The sequence below is a fragment of the Bradyrhizobium sp. CER78 genome (assembly GCF_029846235.1).
Classification (GTDB): domain Bacteria; phylum Pseudomonadota; class Alphaproteobacteria; order Rhizobiales; family Xanthobacteraceae; genus Bradyrhizobium.
This window is the reverse complement of the sequence record NZ_JARVWP010000024.1, coordinates 36,620-53,330: the sequence shown is the minus strand read 5'-3', so window position 1 is coordinate 53,330 and position 16,711 is coordinate 36,620. Positions and strand designations below refer to the sequence as shown.

Sequence of the window (16,711 nt, the reverse complement as noted above, 5' to 3'; positions counted from 1 at the left end):
AGGTACGGATCGTCCTCGAACTCACAGATCGCCGCCCATGCCCCAATCGCGCCCCACCCGCTCGTTCGTTCGCCCGCTCGTCGCATCCCTTGCCCTGGCCTTTGCCGCGACCGTCGCGAATGCGGCTCCGGCGGCCGATGTTCGCGCGCTGGCGCAACAGGAGCAGCAGCCGCTGCTCGACACCCTGCGCGACCTCGTGCAGATCGAATCCGGCAGCAAGGACATCGACGGCCTCAACCAGATCGCCGCGCGCGTCGCCGGCCAGCTCAAGCAGCTCGGCGGCACCGTCGACATCCTGCAGACCACCGACATCTACCGGCTGGACGACACGCCGGAGAAGATCGGTCCGGCCGTGCAGGCCGTCTTCAAGGGCACCGGCAGCGCCAAGATCATGCTGATCGCGCACATGGACACGGTCTATCTCAAGGGCATGCTGAAGGACCAGCCGTTCCGCATCGACGGCGACAAGGCCTACGGGCTCGGCATCGCCGACGACAAGCAAGGTATCGCCACCATCATCCACACCGTGGCGCTGCTGCAGAAGCTGAACTTCAAGGACTACGGCACGCTCACCGTGCTCATCAATGGCGACGAGGAGATCTCTTCGCCCGGCTGGCGCAGCACCATCACTCGCCTCGCCGCGGAGCAAGACACCGTATTTTCGTTCGAAGGCAGCGACGCCAACGGCACGCTCCGCCTCGCCACCAGCGGCATCGGCTCGGCCTATCTCACGGTGCACGGCAAGTCGTCGCATGCGGGGGCAAGGCCCGAGGGCGGCGTGAACGCGCTCTACGAACTGTCGCACCAGGTGCTGCAGATGAAGGACCTGTCCAAGCCCGAGCAGGGCCTGAAGCTGAACTGGACGGTTTCCAAGTCCGGCACCAACCGCAACGTGATCCCCGCCGAAGCCACGGCCCAGGCCGATGCGCGTGCGCTCAAGGTGTCCGATTTCAACGAGCTCGAGCAAGCCCTACAGGACAAGATCAAGAACCGCCTGCTGCCCGAGTCCAAGGTGGACGTGAAGTTCGAGGTCCGCCGCCCGCCGCTCGAGGCCAACGACGCTTCACGTCGCGTCGCAGCTCACGGCAAGACCATCTATCAAGAGCTCGGCATGTCGATGAACGTCGCCGAAAGGGCCACGGGCGGCGGCACCGACGCAGCCTTCGCCGCGCTCAAGACCAAGGGCGCCGTGGTCGAAGGCATGGGTCTGTCGGGTTTCGGCGCGCACTCCAACGATGCCGAATACGTGCAGATCAACAGCATCGTGCCGCGCCTCTATCTGACCACGCGCATGATCATGGACCTGTCCGACGGCAAGGTGAAATAGGCCGGCCGGCCCGCGGCACGACGGGCGCAACGGGCCAGGCCTCTCAGGCGGTCGCCGGCTCCGCCTTGGCAAGGCGGAAGCTCAGCGTGAACTGGGCGCCGCCGGACGGCAGGTTCTCGACCTTGATCGTCGCGTCGTGATCGTCGACGACGCCGCGGACGATCGAGAGCCCGAGCCCTGCACCATCGGTGCGGTGGCGCTGACGATCGCCGCGCCAGAAGCGCTGGAACACCAGGCCCTGCTCGGCAGGCGCGATGCCGGGCCCGCAATCGCGCACCTGCACCGAACCGTCCTCATGCACCTCGACATCGACCGAGGTCGCGTCGGCGGTGTATTTGATGGCGTTCTCCGCCAGGTTGAAGATGGCGCGCTGCAGCATCTCGGCATTGCCCTTGACCCGCACCGGACCGTCGGTGCCGCGCAGCGCGATATCCTTCTGCTGCGCCAGGGCGTAGGGCGCGATCGAGCCGACCACCTCGGCGCACACGGCGCGCAGGTCCGCGGTCTCGCCGGGGTCCAGCACCAGCGTATCGAGCTCGGCGATCTCGAGCAGCTGGCTGACGATACGGCTCATGCTCTCGATATCGGAATGCAGCTCCTTGGTCCCCTTGCTGATATCCAGCGTCTCGATCCGGGTCCTCAGGATCGCGAGCGGCGTGCGCAGCTGATGCGCGGCATCGGCCGTGAACTGGCGCTGCACGTGAAATCCATCCTCCAGACGGTCGAAGGCCTGGTTGACGGCCGTCACCAGCGGCAGGATCTCGCTCGGAATCCCGTCCGTCGGAAGGCGGATGTCGGTCCTGGCCGGCCCAATGCTCCTCGCCTCCTCCGATGCCCGCAGCAGCGGGATCACGGCGCGGCGGAAGATCAGGATATCGGTCGCGAGCAGGATCAGGAGGATCGGGATGGTGATCCAGCCAACCCGCCGGAAGAAATTGGAGACGATGTCGTCGATGATGACGTCGCGATGCGACAGGTCCTCGGCGACCTGGATGCGCAGCGTCTCGCCACCGACGAGCTGGGTGACGCTGGCGCCGGCAATCCGGTCCGCCGCTACCGGCAGCCGCGGCGCAGTGCGATGCGACGAAAACAGCAGATTGTCGTCCGCATCGTAGATGTCGTAGCGGTAGCGGCCATAGGCGTCGGAATAGAGCCCTCTCAGGCTGTCCGGCAGATTGAGCACGACCTTGCCGGCGGAATCGACCGTGAGGTTCTGGCCGAGATCGGCCGCCTGATCGCGCATCGCTTCGCGATGCAGCTGGTTGATCTCCGAGTTCAAGAGCCAAAGCAGCAGCAGCGGCAGGAAGATCGCGGCGACCGCGACCGCCACGATGTGCAGAAACACGATCCGCGAGGTCAGCGACGTGAAGCGGAACATGCTGGGTTCTCCTCGGCCGTCAGGACCGCTGGCGACGAGCCGGGACCGCTCGGGTAAAGGCCTGTAAGGCTTGTGTAAGCTGGGCCCAATACTATCGCCCGACCCGTTGTCGCGACAAGTCGTCGCGGGGTCGATTGTTTCGTGCTTGGCTTCGCGACAACAACCTCCGTTCCGTATCCATGCGCATTGATACAGCTCGCTGGATTTCCTTCATATCCGCATGCATCGCCAGCGTGCTTGCGTTGCAGGTTGCGCTGGCGCTCGGTCTCTTCGCGTGGAACGGCGAGCCGAACGCGATCGTAGATCTCAGCTCGCAGTCGCGGGAAGCCGGGGTCGCGGCGGCGGCGGCAATCGTTTCGGTCATTGCGCAGATCATTGCGAGAGCTCCCCGATCGGACAAGCGCAAATAGGCCGGATCGGTCGCGCGTCCGCAGTGCGCGCGGCACGATCGCGAAGGCCGTGACCAAGTCGCGAAAGTGCGCTCCGCGCTACTTCTCCTCGGCCATCAAGTAGCCGACACCGCGGATGGTGTGGATCACGATCTTGGCGTTGTGCTCGCTGAGCAGCTTGCGCAGCCGCGACACGTAAACCTCGACCGCATTCGAGGCGACCTCGCCTGACAGACCAAAGATATGATCCTCGACATTCTTTTTCGGCACCACCCGTCCCTGCCGCCGCAGCAGGATCTCGAGCACCGACGTCTCTCGCGCCGAGAACACGTGCGGCGCGCCGTCGACGAACACCTGCTTGCTCTCGGTGTCGTAGACGAGATTGGCGAGCTTCAGCGACGAGCCGAGCAGCTGGCCGGGCCGGCGCAGGATAGCTTCGAGCCGCGCCACCAGCTCTTCCAGCGCGAACGGCTTCGCCAGATAGTCGTCCGCGCCGGTACGCAAGCCGTTGACCCGGTCCTGCAGGCCGTTGCGCGCGGTCAGCACCAGGACCGGCAGCGGGTCGTTCTTGCGGCGCAGCTCCGACAGCACCGACAGGCCATCGCCGTCAGGCAGGCTGAGGTCGAGGATCATGGCAGCATAGCTGACGCTGCGCAGCGCATCGCGCGCCTCGGCGACGCTGTTAACGATATCGGACTCATATCCCGCCGCCATCAGCCCGCTGGCAAGCAGTCGCGAGAGCTCGACGTTATCCTCGACGATCAGAAGGCGCATCGCGGCATTCCTGTCTTCATCCAGACACGCCTGTTCGCACACCCGAATGCGATAGGCCAGCCATTCCCGAAATGCCGGGACAGGCCGCTTCGCGGGCAACCGCATCGTGCAAACGACGCGCATTTCGGCAGACCGCCCCGGCCACGCAAATTAGGCTATGTTTTTTCTATGGACGGCCCGGTCCGCGCCTACAAGAAATAGATAAAAGCGCTTATGCTGCAACGGAAATTCGTTTGTCGCCGCCGTCGTTTGTGCAGAGCAATGTAAGGCTGGCGTAAGCTGGTCCTGATAACAGGTTCCTGGCCCCGTCGAGACCAATATTCCTGTCCGCGATGCGGTTAGTTTTTTGGGTTCTTCTGCGGCCTCTCCAATCTCGGCGAATCGGGCGGACGATGTCATTTCGGATGAAGTATGCGGGTTATTTTGCACTGCCCCTGCTGGCTGGGCTGCTCGCGGGCGGATGGCTGCTGGTGCGGGCCAACGGCGTCGAGAGTGTCAAGGCGGCAGCGCCGACCAACACGCCGCCCGATGTCAACATCGAGCAGCAGTATGTCGTCCTGACCGAAAAGCAGGCGGCCGGGTTCAAGATCATGCCCGCCGAACAGCGCTCCTTCAGGACACTGAAGAACGCGGTGGGCTCGATCGACTTCAATCAGAACATGCTGGTGCAGGCGTTCACGCCGAATCCGGGACGAATCGTCGATACGTTCTTCAACGTCGGCGACGAAGTGACGAAGGGCGACACGCTGTTCACCATCGACAGTCCCGACCTGCTCCAGGCCGAATCCGGGCTGCTGGCATCGGCCGGCGTGCTGGAGCTGCAGACGAGAACGCTCGCGCGGGTCAAGCAGCTGCTCAAGACCGGTGGCGGCGCGCAGAAGGACGTCGATCAGGCCACTTCGGATCAGCAGACCGCCGAAGGCAACTACAAGGCGGGGCGCAACGCGGTGCGCATCTTCGGCAAGACCGACGCCGAGATCGACCGCATCGTCGCCGATCGCAAGGTCGACTCCATCCTGGTGGTGCCGAGCCCGATCTCCGGCCGGATCATTGCGCGCAATGCCGCGCCGGGCCTCTACGTGCAACCCGGTAACGCCCCGGCGCCCTATTCGCTGGCCGACATCTCCACGATGTGGATGGTCGCCAATGTGATCGAAACCGACGCGCCCTCCTACCGGATCGGCCAGCCGGTCGAGGTGCGCGTGCCGGCCTATCCTGGCGAGGTGTTTCGCGGCCGGGTGACGACGCTCGGCCTCAACATCGATCCCAACTCGCACCGCCAGCTGGTGCGCTCGGTGATCGACGATCCCCAGCACAAGCTGCGCGCCGGCATGCTTGCGAGCTTCACCATCGAAACCGAACCGCCGAAGATGTCGGTCAGCGTGCCGCTCGAGGCGATCGTGCGCGAAGGTGACGGAACGATGACAGTATGGGTCACGACCGATGGCAAGCGATTCGACCGGCGGTCGGTGAAGATCGGAATGGAGCAGGACGGTTGGCGTCAGATCCTCGACGGCATTGCCGCCGACGAGAAGATCGCTTCCACCGGCGCGGTTTTCCTCAGCAACAAATTCGCCAACGCGGCTACGGGATAGCCGCGACTTGCGAGATTAACCGCGCCTTCCGCCGTTCAACACCAAGTGCAGTAGTCCATTGATCAAGAGCATCCTCCAGTTTGGCCTGACACGAAGCGCCGTCATTGTGCTCGGCCTTGCGGTGTTTTGCGCCGCCGGCATTGCCGCATTCTACAAGCTGAACATCGAGGCCTATCCCAATCCGGCGCCGGTGATCCTCGAGATCACGGCGCAGGCGGCCGGCCTCTCCGCCGAGGAGATGGAGAAGTATTATACGATCCCGATGGAGGTCGGGCTGTACTCGACGCCGGGCGTCATCAACATCCGCTCGACCTCGTTCTACGGCCTGTCGTTCGTGCGGGTCACCTTCAAATACGGCGTCGACTACTATTTCGCGCTCTCGCAGGCCACCAACAACCTCACGCAGAACGTCCAGCTTCCCGGCAATCAGATCCCGCAAATCCAGCAATCGAGCCTCGTCGGCGAGATTTTTCGCTACCAGCTCGTCGGCCCGCCGAACTTTGGGCTGACCAACCTCAGGACATTGCAGGACTATGTCGTCGCCCGCCGGCTGATGACGATACCGGGCGTGGTGCAGATCAACTCATGGGGCGGCACGACCAAGCAGTTCAACGTCGACGCCGACCTCGAGAAGCTCGAGGCCTATAACATCACCGTGCCGCAGCTGATCAGCGCGCTCGGCAACGCGAACATCAACGTCGGTGGCCGCGAAATCGCGATCGGCCAGCAATCCGTCAACATCCGCGGCATCGGGCTGATCAATTCCGGCGGCGAAGACGACGTCACCAAAGGCTACAGGGTCCGGGACATCGAGAATGTCGTGCTGACCCAGTCGAACGGGTTGCCGATCCAGATCAAGGACGTCGCCAAGGTCTCGGTCGGCTTTGTGCCGCGGCTCGGCATCGCAGGAAAGGACAAGGACGACGACGTCGCGGCGGCGATCGTCGTCATGGGACGCACGCAGCATACCAACGACATCGTCCCCAAGGTCGAGGAGGAAGTCGCCAAGATCAACAGCGACGGCACCCTGCCTCCCGGCGTCAAGATCGCGCCCTACTACGATCGCACCTCGCTGGTCAGCGTCACGACGCATACGGTGCTGCACAACCTGGTATTCGGCTGCCTTCTGGTGTTCGTGATCCAGTGGATATTCCTCGGCGACCTGCGCAGCGCGCTGATCGTCAGCGCCAACATCCCGTTCGCGCTGTTCTTCGCCATCATCATTCTGGTGCTGCAGGGCGAGGACGCCAACCTGCTGTCGCTCGGTGCGGTCGATTTCGGCATCATCGTCGATTCCGCCGTCATCATGATGGAGAACATCTTCCGCAACTTCCAGTCCGCGCCCGAGAACCGGCTCCGCGTGCTGCAACACCTTGCGCAGGGCTATTGGGGCGCCGATCCGACCACGTCGCCGAGCGGCCAGCCCGCGCCGGGCTGGACCGAACGGCTGCGGATGATCTTCGTCAGCGCATTGCAGGTCGACAAGGCGGTGTTCTTCACCGCGGCCATCACGGTCACCGCGTTCGTGCCGCTGTTCACCATGCAGGGCGTCGAAGGCCAGATCTTCGGACCGATGGCGCGAACCTACGGCTACGCGCTCGCAGGCGCGCTGCTGGCAACCTTCACGGTGACACCGGTGCTCGCCTCGCTGCTGCTGCCGAAGCATATCGAGGAGACCGAAACCGTCATCGTGCGCTCGCTGCGCAAGGCCTACACGCCAGTGCTGCGCTGGTCGCTGTCGCATCTGAGGGTCGCGGTCGCGGCAGGCATCGTCTTCCTCGGGCTCAGCGGTCTTGCCGCGAGCCGGCTCGGCAGCGAATTCCTGCCCGCGCTCGAGGAAGGCAATTTCTGGATCCGCGCGTCGATGCCGCCGACCATGTCGCTCAATGCCGGCACCGAGCCGACGCGCAAGATGCGCGAGATCCTGCTGCGCCACCCCGAGGTCGTCACCGTGGTGTCGCAGCACGGCCGTCCCGACAATGGCAGCGACGCGTCCGCTTTCTCCAACGTCGAGCTGTTCGCGCCGATCAAGCCGTTCGACCAATGGCCGCCCGGCCTGACCAAGGAGAAGCTCACCGAGGAGCTGCAGAAGGAGTTCGACGAGGAATTGCCGGGGGTCACCTTCAATTTCTCGCAATACATCCAGGACAACGTCGAGGAGGCGCTGTCGGGGGTCAAGGGCGCGAACTCGGTCAAGGTCATCGGTCCGAACCTTGCCGTGCTTGAACAGCTCGCGGGCAAGGTCGCGCAGGAGATGGCCAAGATCCGCGGCGTTACCGACCTCGGCATCTTCCATCTGGTCGGGCAGCCCAACCTCAACATCAAGGTCAACAGGGAGAAGACCGCGCGCTACGGTCTCAATACCGGCGACGTCACCACCGTGGTCCAGGCCGCACTCGGCGGCTCCAGCGCCACGACGGTGCTCGAGGGCGACCGGCAGTTCGGCGTGGTGGTGCGGCTCGATCCCAAGTTCCGCCAGAGCATCGACGAGGTGCGCGAGATCAAGGTCGCCTACCAGACGCCATCCGGTACCAACGCCTACATCCCGCTGAGCGAGCTCGCCGACATCTCGCTCGATACCGGCGCCTCGTTCATCTATCGCGAGCGCAGCCAGCGCTATATCCCGATCAAGTTCAGCGTACGCGGCCGCGATCTCGGCAGCACGGTGGCGGAGGCGCAGACGCGCGTTGCCGAGGCCGTGCAGCTTCCGACCGGTTACCGGATGATCTGGTCCGGCGAGTTCGACAATCTCCAGGCCGCCAAGGCGCGCCTGTTGATCGTCGTGCCCGTGACGCTGCTGCTGATCTTCGTGCTGCTCTACAGCCTGTTCAACTCGCTGCGCGACAGCCTGCTGTCGCTGGCCGGAATTCCCTTCGCGGTCGGCGGCGGCCTGATCGCGCTGTTCCTCGCCGGGCTCGATTTCTCGATCTCGGCCGCGATCGGCTTCATCTCGCTGTTCGGCGTCGCGGTCATGGACGGCATCCTCAACATCACATATTACCGCGAGTTGCGGGCCTCCGGCATGAGCATCGCAGAGGCGGTGTTCAACGGCGCCGAGCAACGCATGCGGCCGATGCTGATGACCGCGCTGTCCGCGGGCGTCGGCCTGTTCCCGGCCGCGCTGTCGCATGGTATCGGTAGCCAGGTGCAACGGCCGCTTGCGACGGTCGTAGTCGGCGGCATGTTCATCGGTCCGCTGTTGCTCTTGATCGTCGCACCGGCGTTGCGCAAGATATTCCTGTCGCGCGAGCGTGTCGCTTCGCCCGACGAGACGGCTGCCGCGGCGCCGCCCGAAGCAGCGCATTAGAGGCGCCCAGTCATGCACGCCCTCAGCGCAAGAATGTCTCGCCACGCAGCCGCCGTCCCCATGCGCGCGCTGGCGGTAGCGGCCGGAGCCCTCATGCTTGCGAGCTGCGCGGTCGGTCCGAATTTCGTCCCGCCGACGGCTCCTGACGTCGATCGCTACACAGCGGAGAAGCTAGCTTCCCCCAGCACCAACGCCGGGGGCCCCAGCGTGCCGAAGCAGCATTTCGTCAGCGGCGAGGACGTGTCGCTGCGATGGTGGACGGCGTTCCGGTCGAAGCCGCTCGACGAGTTGATCAAAATGTCGGTCGCGCACAACCCCTCCCTGCAGGCGGCCGAAGCGTCGATCAGGATCGCGCAATACAACGCACTGGCCCAGCGCGGGCTATTCTTCCCGCAGATCGGCGCAAACTACACGCCCTCCCAACAGCAGATTTCCGGCGCATCGAGCTCTGGGCCGGGCGGCCAGTCCCCTTCGGTATTCTCGCTGCATACCGCGCAATTGAACGTCAGTTTCGTGCCTGACATCTGGGGCCAGAATGTTCGCGCGGTCGAGAGTCTCGACGCGATCTCCGAGCAACAATTGTTCCAGCTGGAAGCGGCCTACCTGACGCTGACGGCCAACGTCGTCACCGCGGCAATCCAGGAAGCGTCACTTCGGGGCCAGATCGGCGCGATCCAGCGCGTCGTGAAGATCGAACGCGGCATCCTGGAGATCGTGAAGAACCAGTTCAAGGCCGGCAGCGCCGCCCAGGTCGACGTGCTGGCGCAGGAGGCCGCGCTGGCCCAGTCCGAGCAGTTGCTCCCGCCGCTGGAAAAGCAGCTCACGGTTCAGCGCGATCTGCTGACCTCGCTGGCCGGGCAATTCTCGGCTGACGAGATCCTGCAAAAGTTTACGCTCGACCGTCTGACGCTCCCCGCAAACCTGCCGGTGAGCCTGCCGAGCAAGATGATACGCCAGCGTCCGGACGTCAGGGCCGCGGAGGCGCTGCTGCATTCGACGAACGCCCAGATCGGCGTGGCGATCGCGGCGCGACTGCCCAACATCACGATATCAGGGAATGCCGGATCCACCGCCTTCACCCTGGCCGAATTGTTCACGCCGGGAACCAGCTTCTACGCCATCGCGGCGAGCGCGACCCAGCCGATCTTCGATGGCCTGACGCTCTACCACAAGCAGAAGGCCGCGGAGGCCGCGGTGGACCAGGCCGACGCGCTGTATCGGCAGGCCGTGGTCACGGCGATGCAGAACGTCGCCGACGCCCTGCGGAGCCTGCAGGCCGACGCGCGCGCCTTGCAGGCTGCGGTCAAGGCCGAACTCGCCGCCAAGGCCAGTCTCGATATCATTCAGAAGCAGCTTGCCCTCGGGCAGGTCAACCAGGTGGTCGTGCTCAATGCCCAGCAAGTCTATCTGACCGCCGCGGTGGTCCGCGTCCAGGCCCAGGCGACGCGCCTCTCGGACAGCGCCGCCCTGTTCATGGCGCTCGGCGGCGGTTGGCCGACCAACTGCGCATCCGACGACTGGCGCAAATGCGCCCTGGAGGACGTCCCCGCGCCCACCCCGCAGCAGGTCAGCGAAAACAGGCCTCCCGCCCGCTGACCAACGCGGCACACGAGACACGAACTGGAGGATCCGGCGATGAAAAACATGTTCACTTTGGCGGCAATCCTGCTCGCGATCTGGGCAGGATCCGCGGCCGCACAGAGCGCGGTCGGCGGCCCGAAAAAGCCAAGCAATCTCGGCGGGCCGACCGTCCAGCAGAACCCGGTGGTCCCGGCTCCGAAGGCGAGCGCACCAACGCCGCCCCCACCATCGCCGCCAAAACCGAAGAAATAGCGGCACGCTTCCGCAATTGAGTTGGCTCCCGGGATTCACGCTGATCGGCTCGAATATGAAAAGCGCAACGCTGTTGTTTCTCATCGCCGCGGCTGTCGCCGTGATGGCATCGGACGCCTGCGCGGCGCCCTTGCACGTCACGAGGCTGTCGTCGCAACACCCCGCAGGCGCCGTCCGGGTGCGGCTTGCTTGCGACCAGGACTGCCGCTGCTGGCGCACGCGCTATCAGCAGCGGAGCACGCGCCGGACGATCGACGATCAGGCGCGCCAGGATCCGAACTACTGCCCGAGCGGCGGGCACTATAACGGCCATTACCGCACCGGACCGGCCATCGGATTGGGCTTCGAGAGCCGCGTCCCCGTGCGCGCGTTCCCGTTTCCGTTTTGATCGGCGGGATCGCGCCAATGGCAACCGCCCGGCACCGTGTCAGGCCAACGCCTTGTGAAGGACACACGCCATGAAACGCGCTGCCTTGGGCGTCGTGTCGTTGACCGCAGCGCTATGGCTGGGCGCCCCGTCGAACGCCGAGGCCTCTCCCGCCAGCCCGAACGATTGCGCGGTCAGGGTTCTGCATGCTGAAGAGCTGCCCTACGCGCCGATCGGATACTGGCTTGTGAAGGTGACCTTCGAGGTCACCCCACCGAACGGGCCACGATTTGTAAGAACGCGGCTGGACAATATTCCGTTGCGGAAATCGTCCCCCAGACGGGGCGACACCTACCGCTTGAGGTGCAGCTCGGTTGACGGGCTCGGTTACTGACGGCCGCGCCGGTCTCGGCCGTCAGTGCCCGAGACAACCCGCGAAGGCGCCTACCAGATGACGGCTGCGCAGAGCAGCGCCAGCGGAAGCGCGGCCCCCCCGATGACGACCCACCTGCGCATATCAGCCGGATCTCTGGAATACGTGAATATCTGAGCGGCGACGAACAGGCAGACCGCGGCGCCCAGGAGGGTGCGAAAGAAATCGGCCGGCGTGTCGTAGGCTGACCAGATGGTTTCGTTTTGCGGGCTGGCGACGCGTGCAGTGACGACCACCACAACGATCAGAAACAGCGTCCGAAGGAAAAGACCGAGGAAACGCATATGGCGCCCTGATTCATGCTCCTGCGCAACGCTAGCACGAATCTGGCAAAAAAAGCATTCATCTGGCCAAAAAGCATTCAGCCTGCTCTCGCCAACTTTCAACAAAACCCCGGGGCTCTGCCCGGGGTTTCTGCTTGAACTGAACGTGCGTGGCGTCAGGCCTGAGAATGCCGCGCCATGAAACTGTCATATCCGACTTCGGCGACCTGGAACCACTGATAGCCGTTGTTGGAGAACGACGTCAGCGAGTCATAGACCTTCTTGAAATTGGCATTGCCCGCCGCGACCTCGGCATGCAGCTCCTTGGCGGCCTTGAAGGAGGCCTCCATCACCGCAGAAGGGAACGGGCGCAGCTTGGTGCCGACCGCGAGCAGCTTCTTCAGTGCGAGCGGGTTGGCCTGGTCGTAGCGCGCCATCATCCAGTTGTTGGCGAGATGGCCGGCCTGTTCGAGTACGTGCTGGTAGTATTTCGGCAGCGCGTTCCATTTGTCGAGGTTGATCATTGCCACCAGCATCGGGCCGCCTTCCCACCAGCCGGGGAAGTAATAGTTCGGCGCGACCTTGTAGAAGCCGAGCTTCTCGTCGTCGTAGGGACCGACCCACTCCGCCGCATCGATGGTGCCTTTTTCCAGCGCCGGATAGATGTCGCCGCCGGCGAGTTGCTGCGGCACCGCGCCGAGTTTTTGCATCACCCTTCCGGCAAAGCCGCCGATGCGGAATTTGAGGCCCTTGAGATCGTCGACGCTGTTGATCTCCTTGCGGAACCAACCACCCATCTGGCAACCGGTGTTGCCGGCAAGCAGCGAGGTGACGTTGTAGCTCTTGTAGAACTCGTTGAGCAGCTCCTTGCCGCCGCCCAGCATGAACCAAGCCTGGTTGAGGCGCATGTTCGGCCCGAACGGCACCGAGGAGCCGAAGGTGAAGGTCGGGTCCTTGCCGAAATAGTAATATGGCGCGGTGTGGCCCATCTCGACCGTGCCGTTCTGCACGGCGTCAAGCACCTGCAGGCCCGGCACGATCTCGCCGGCGGCAAAGGTCTGGATCTGGAACTTGTTGTCGGTGGCCTCGCCGACCGCCTTCGCCATCAGCTCGGCGCCGCCGTGCAGCGTGTCGAGCGACTTCGGCCAGCTCGTGGTCAGGCGCCACTTGAGCTCCGGCATCGACTGCGCGATCGCGGGAGCTGCGACCGCTGCCGCACCCGCGACGCCGAGGCCCGTGACCTTGATGAAATCTCTTCGCTTCATTTGAATCCCACCCTGTATGATTGTGTTGTCCGAGCGTCGACTGCTTGCGATCGTCGCGCTGCTTTTCTTTGCCGTCATGACCGGTGACCGATCACGCGCCGCCTTCGTGCCGAGGCTTCGGCGGCGAGCATGGAACATCCCCCCGGCGAATGCCAGACGCAAAAAACCCGGTCCCCTTGCGGGGGCCGGGCTACTTAAGTCGAAGCCTTTTGGCGCGTTCTCGTCTCGCGAACGCTCGAAGCGCTCTTAGCCGCGGGTGCGGGAGCGGATCATGAAGCTGTCAAAGGTGTACTCGGCGACCTGCCACCACAGATACTGGTCGGATCGGTACGCCTGCATGGCATCGATCGACTTCTTGAAGTCGGCGTTCTTGGCCGAGATTTCACCCCACAGCTCGTTGGTCGCCTTGAGGCAGGCCTCGAGCACCTCGTTGGTGAACGGACGCAGCTGCGTACCGCTGGCAACCAGCCGCTTCAGCGCCGAGGGGTTCTGCATGTCGTAGCGCGCAGCCATCCAGCTGTTGGCGTTGGCGGTCGCGTTGGTCAGGATCGCCTGGTAGTTCTTCGGCAGCGCGTTCCACTTCTCGAGGTTGCAATAGGCGTGCACGGTCGGGCCGCCTTCCCAGAAGCCCGGGTAGTAGTAGTACTTGGCGACCTTCTGGAAGCCGAGCTTCTCGTCGTCATAGGGACCGACCCACTCGGCGGCGTCGATGGTGCCCTTTTCCAGCGCCGGATAGATGTCGCCGCCGGCGAGCTGCTGCGGCACCACGCCGACCTTCTGCAGCACCTGGCCGGCAATGCCGCCGATGCGGAATTTGAGGCCGGAGAGATCGGCGACGGTCTTGATCTCCTTGCGGAACCAGCCGCCCATCTGGGTGCCGGTGTTGCCGCAGGGGAATCCGATCACGCCGAACTTCTTGAAGAACTCGTTGCCGAGCGCCTCACCGCCGCCCTGGTACCACCAGGAATTCTGCATGCGGGCGTTGAGGCCGAACGGCACCGACGCGTAGATCGCAAAGGTCGGGTCCTTGCCGACATAGTAGTAAGACACGGTGTGGCACATCTCGACCGTGCCGTTCGACGTCGCGTCCAGCGCCTGCAGGCCGGGGACGATTTCACCGGCCGCGAACACCTGGATCTGGAACTTGTTGTCGGTCATTTCGGCGACGTACTTCGCCACCTGGTCGGCGCCGCCATAGATGGTGTCCAGCGACTTCGGAAAGCTCGAGGTCAGGCGCCACTTGATTTCAGGCGAGGACTGCGCGATCGCCGGCGCGGCAACCGCCGTCGCGGCAGCACCGGCCGCAGAAACTTTCAAAAAATCACGACGCTTCATCGTAAGGCTTCTCCTTGAGGGGCGTTTCCCAGTGACCGCAAGCAATTCTCCGGCAGGACGGTTGCAAAGGCCCGCCGAGGCGCTCTGGGTCGGCCCTTTAACACGGAAGGCGGCCCCACGGAAACGCGACAATGGCATGACCGCGCCAATTAAACGAAAGTCTGATGATGCGGAAAATCTGCCGAAAAATAGGGGCCAGGCGGTGGCGACGTCGCCTTGAGGCGGCGCGCGGACCTTGCCGCCGATCGCGCGGTAAATCGCCGCGCACGGGCCGTCCGGCTGCTTTTCAACCACCGGATTACCGGGGCAATCAGCGCCGCGCCGCCTCCCGCGATTTCTTGGCTTTATCGGCCAAATGCTTCCCGCGCCGGATCCAGCTTTGCGCGGTTGTTTTGCTGACGCCATACATCTTCGAGATCGTCGCCGCAGCTTCGCCGATGGACTCGGACTTCTTCGCAACGTTGAACGCCACCCGGGAGGCCTCTTCGCGCTTCTCCCGCGTCAGATGTTTGCGTTCTTTGTCTGCTTCGCGTGATGCTGCCATGTCGATGGTCGCCCCACGACCCTTCCCGCGGTTTCGGCTTCATCCCTTGGCCGCCTTCATTGATCGAAGGGCATGATTCGGCCGGTCCCGCACAAACATACAGGGCGGAACCGATTCAGCAATCGCCCGCGAGCGACCGGCCTGTGAAGAAGGCCCGCCCGGGCGCCTCGGCTCACAGAGACAACCGCGCGGGCTCAGGCGGCGGCGATCACGCCCTGCAGCTGCTCGCGAACCTTGCTGCCGATCGCGCGGTAAATCGCCGCGTGCGGGCCGTCCGGCTCACTCTCGACCACCGGATTGCCGGAGTCAGAGGCGGTGCGGATCGCGATGTGCAGGGGGACCTCGCCGAGGAACGGCACCCCGAGCTTCTCGGCCTCGTGGCGGGCGCCGCCATGGCCAAAGATGTCCGAGCGCGTGCCGCAATGCGGGCACTGGAAATAGCTCATGTTCTCGACGATGCCGAGCACCGGCACATTGACCTTCTTGAACATCGCAAGCCCGCGCCGCGCGTCGATCAGCGAAAGGTCCTGCGGCGTCGAGATGATGACGGCGCCCTTGAGCGGGACGTTCTGCGCCAGCGTAAGCTGCGCGTCGCCGGTGCCCGGCGGCATGTCGACGACCAGCACGTCGAGCGTACCCCAGGCCACGTCGCGCAGCATCTGGGTGATCGCGGACATCACCATCGGCCCGCGCCAGATCATCGCGGTGTCCTCTTCGACCAGGAAACCGATCGACATGATCGACAGGCCGAAGCGCACCAGCGGGACCATCTTCTTGTCGTCGTTGAGCTGCGGCTTCTCGCGGATGCCGGTCAGCCGCGGCACCGACGGGCCGTAGATATCGGCGTCAAGCAACCCGACGCGTAGGCCGAGGTCACGGAGGCCGAGCGCGAGGTTGAGCGCCGTGGTCGACTTGCCGACCCCGCCCTTGCCGGAGGCAACCGCGATGACGGCGGCGATGCCGGGGATCTCGGCCTGGCGCGCCATCGGCGATTGCGCACCGGGCGGATGCGGATGACGGTGCGCGGACGCCGGCTGGACGCCGCCTGCCGGCCGCGGCGCGGGCGCCGCCGCGCTGCCCGCCTTGCGCTCCGCGGTCAGCGCGATCATCGCGACGCTGACGCCGGGAATGGCGCGCACGGCGTTCTCGGCCTGCGCACGCACGCTCTCCCACGCGCGGGCTTCCGCGGCATCGACGTTGATCGAGAAGAACACCTTGCCGTCGGTGACCGCGATCGCCGACAGCACATTGGCGTTGGTCAAGGGGACGCCGCGCGGCGACATCACCTTGGCAAGGCAATCGAGAACCTGTTGCTGCGTCACGCTCACCGCGCATCTCCTGGCTTTTTAGCGGGGCGTGATCTCCGCGCAAACGCGTCGCGTTTGTCGCGCCGGAAAACCTCATTTCCGGATCACGCCCAGGAGACCTCCCATAGAGCGTTGCAGCGCAAAAGGCTACCTCGCTCCGACGTCGTCCCGCCGCTCGGCCGGGGCTGCCGAGCCGCCTTCCTTGGCGGCCTCGTAGTTCAGCTCGATCATGACCCCGTTGGGGTCGTTCACGAAGATCTGCCAGAGATCGCCGCCGGGAACCTGGCGCGAGTCGAATTCCATGCCCTTGGATTGCAGCCGCTTCCGCATCCCGTCGAAGCCCTGGCTGGCAAAGGCGACGTGGTGGACGACGCCCGAGTCCGGCTTTTGTGCCTCGTCGGTCGCGGAAATATCGACCAGATGCACGACCGCCTTGCCCTCGCTGTACATCCACGCACCGGGGAACGCGAAGTTCGGCCGCGCACCCTTTTCCAGGCCCAGAATGTCCTCATAGAACCGCACCGTGGCGGAGAGATTCCGGGTCCGGATATTGAAATGATCGAGCACACCGACGCTCATGCCCATGCGATACAC

General features: G+C 64.5%; 15 protein-coding genes. 7 read left to right on the top strand and 8 right to left on the bottom strand.

What is annotated here, in order from left to right:
- The first annotated feature begins 37 nt into the window (after positions 1-37).
- Positions 38-1,327: a M20/M25/M40 family metallo-hydrolase gene (locus QDT69_RS33755; RefSeq protein ID WP_279710792.1), complete on the top strand. Its 1,290-nt coding sequence runs from the start codon at positions 38-40 to the stop codon at positions 1,325-1,327.
- A 43-nt stretch (positions 1,328-1,370) separates the two neighbouring features.
- Here QDT69_RS33755 and QDT69_RS33750 read toward each other — a convergent pair whose 3' ends face one another.
- Positions 1,371-2,705 (bottom strand): HAMP domain-containing sensor histidine kinase, encoded by a 1,335-nt coding sequence (locus QDT69_RS33750; protein ID WP_279710791.1) that lies wholly within the window; start codon positions 2,703-2,705, stop codon positions 1,371-1,373.
- 134 nt (positions 2,706-2,839) lie between these two features.
- Between QDT69_RS33750 and QDT69_RS33745 the strand changes: the two genes are divergently transcribed.
- The gene (locus QDT69_RS33745) at positions 2,840-3,115 is read left to right on the top strand and encodes a hypothetical protein (protein WP_279710790.1); all 276 of its coding nucleotides are present in this window, start codon (positions 2,840-2,842) and stop codon (positions 3,113-3,115) included.
- Positions 3,116-3,193: 78 nt separating this feature from the next.
- Here QDT69_RS33745 and QDT69_RS33740 read toward each other — a convergent pair whose 3' ends face one another.
- Positions 3,194-3,868: a response regulator transcription factor gene (locus tag QDT69_RS33740; RefSeq protein ID WP_279710789.1), complete on the bottom strand. Its 675-nt coding sequence runs from the start codon at positions 3,866-3,868 to the stop codon at positions 3,194-3,196.
- Positions 3,869-4,272: 404 nt separating this feature from the next.
- Between QDT69_RS33740 and QDT69_RS33735 the strand changes: the two genes are divergently transcribed.
- The 5 genes from QDT69_RS33735 (at position 4,273) to QDT69_RS33715 (ending at position 10,991) form a co-directional block, all read left to right on the top strand.
- Positions 4,273-5,463, top strand: a complete 1,191-nt coding sequence (locus QDT69_RS33735; RefSeq protein ID WP_279710788.1) for an efflux RND transporter periplasmic adaptor subunit — start codon at positions 4,273-4,275, stop codon at positions 5,461-5,463.
- Between the two features lie 58 nt (positions 5,464-5,521).
- Complete coding sequence (locus QDT69_RS33730; RefSeq protein ID WP_279710787.1) at positions 5,522-8,770, top strand: CusA/CzcA family heavy metal efflux RND transporter; 3,249 nt, start codon at positions 5,522-5,524, stop codon at positions 8,768-8,770.
- A 93-nt stretch (positions 8,771-8,863) separates the two neighbouring features.
- Positions 8,864-10,366 (top strand): efflux transporter outer membrane subunit, encoded by a 1,503-nt coding sequence (locus QDT69_RS33725; RefSeq protein WP_347952183.1) that lies wholly within the window; start codon positions 8,864-8,866, stop codon positions 10,364-10,366.
- 39 nt (positions 10,367-10,405) lie between these two features.
- Positions 10,406-10,603 (top strand): hypothetical protein, encoded by a 198-nt coding sequence (locus QDT69_RS33720; RefSeq protein WP_279710786.1) that lies wholly within the window; start codon positions 10,406-10,408, stop codon positions 10,601-10,603.
- 55 nt (positions 10,604-10,658) lie between these two features.
- Positions 10,659-10,991 (top strand): hypothetical protein, encoded by a 333-nt coding sequence (locus QDT69_RS33715; protein WP_279710785.1) that lies wholly within the window; start codon positions 10,659-10,661, stop codon positions 10,989-10,991.
- A 423-nt stretch (positions 10,992-11,414) separates the two neighbouring features.
- Here the strand turns inward: QDT69_RS33715 and QDT69_RS33710 are convergent, their stop codons facing one another.
- The 6 genes from QDT69_RS33710 to QDT69_RS33685 form a co-directional block, all read right to left on the bottom strand.
- Positions 11,415-11,687, bottom strand: coding sequence for a hypothetical protein (locus QDT69_RS33710; protein ID WP_279710784.1), 273 nt, complete (start codon positions 11,685-11,687; stop codon positions 11,415-11,417).
- A gap of 155 nt (positions 11,688-11,842) precedes the next feature.
- Positions 11,843-12,931, bottom strand: coding sequence for a TRAP transporter substrate-binding protein (locus tag QDT69_RS33705; RefSeq protein ID WP_279710783.1), 1,089 nt, complete (start codon positions 12,929-12,931; stop codon positions 11,843-11,845).
- Between the two features lie 246 nt (positions 12,932-13,177).
- Positions 13,178-14,266 (bottom strand): TRAP transporter substrate-binding protein, encoded by a 1,089-nt coding sequence (locus QDT69_RS33700; protein ID WP_021082298.1) that lies wholly within the window; start codon positions 14,264-14,266, stop codon positions 13,178-13,180.
- 310 nt (positions 14,267-14,576) lie between these two features.
- On the bottom strand, positions 14,577-14,810 hold the full coding sequence (locus QDT69_RS33695; protein ID WP_279710782.1) for a hypothetical protein: 234 nt from the start codon (positions 14,808-14,810) through the stop codon (positions 14,577-14,579).
- A 194-nt stretch (positions 14,811-15,004) separates the two neighbouring features.
- Positions 15,005-16,138, bottom strand: a complete 1,134-nt coding sequence (locus QDT69_RS33690) for an Mrp/NBP35 family ATP-binding protein (protein WP_279710781.1) — start codon at positions 16,136-16,138, stop codon at positions 15,005-15,007.
- Between the two features lie 126 nt (positions 16,139-16,264).
- A complete protein-coding gene (locus QDT69_RS33685) occupies positions 16,265-16,702 on the bottom strand; it encodes a VOC family protein (RefSeq protein ID WP_279710780.1) in 438 nt (145 codons plus the stop codon).
- Positions 16,703-16,711 lie beyond the last annotated feature (9 nt).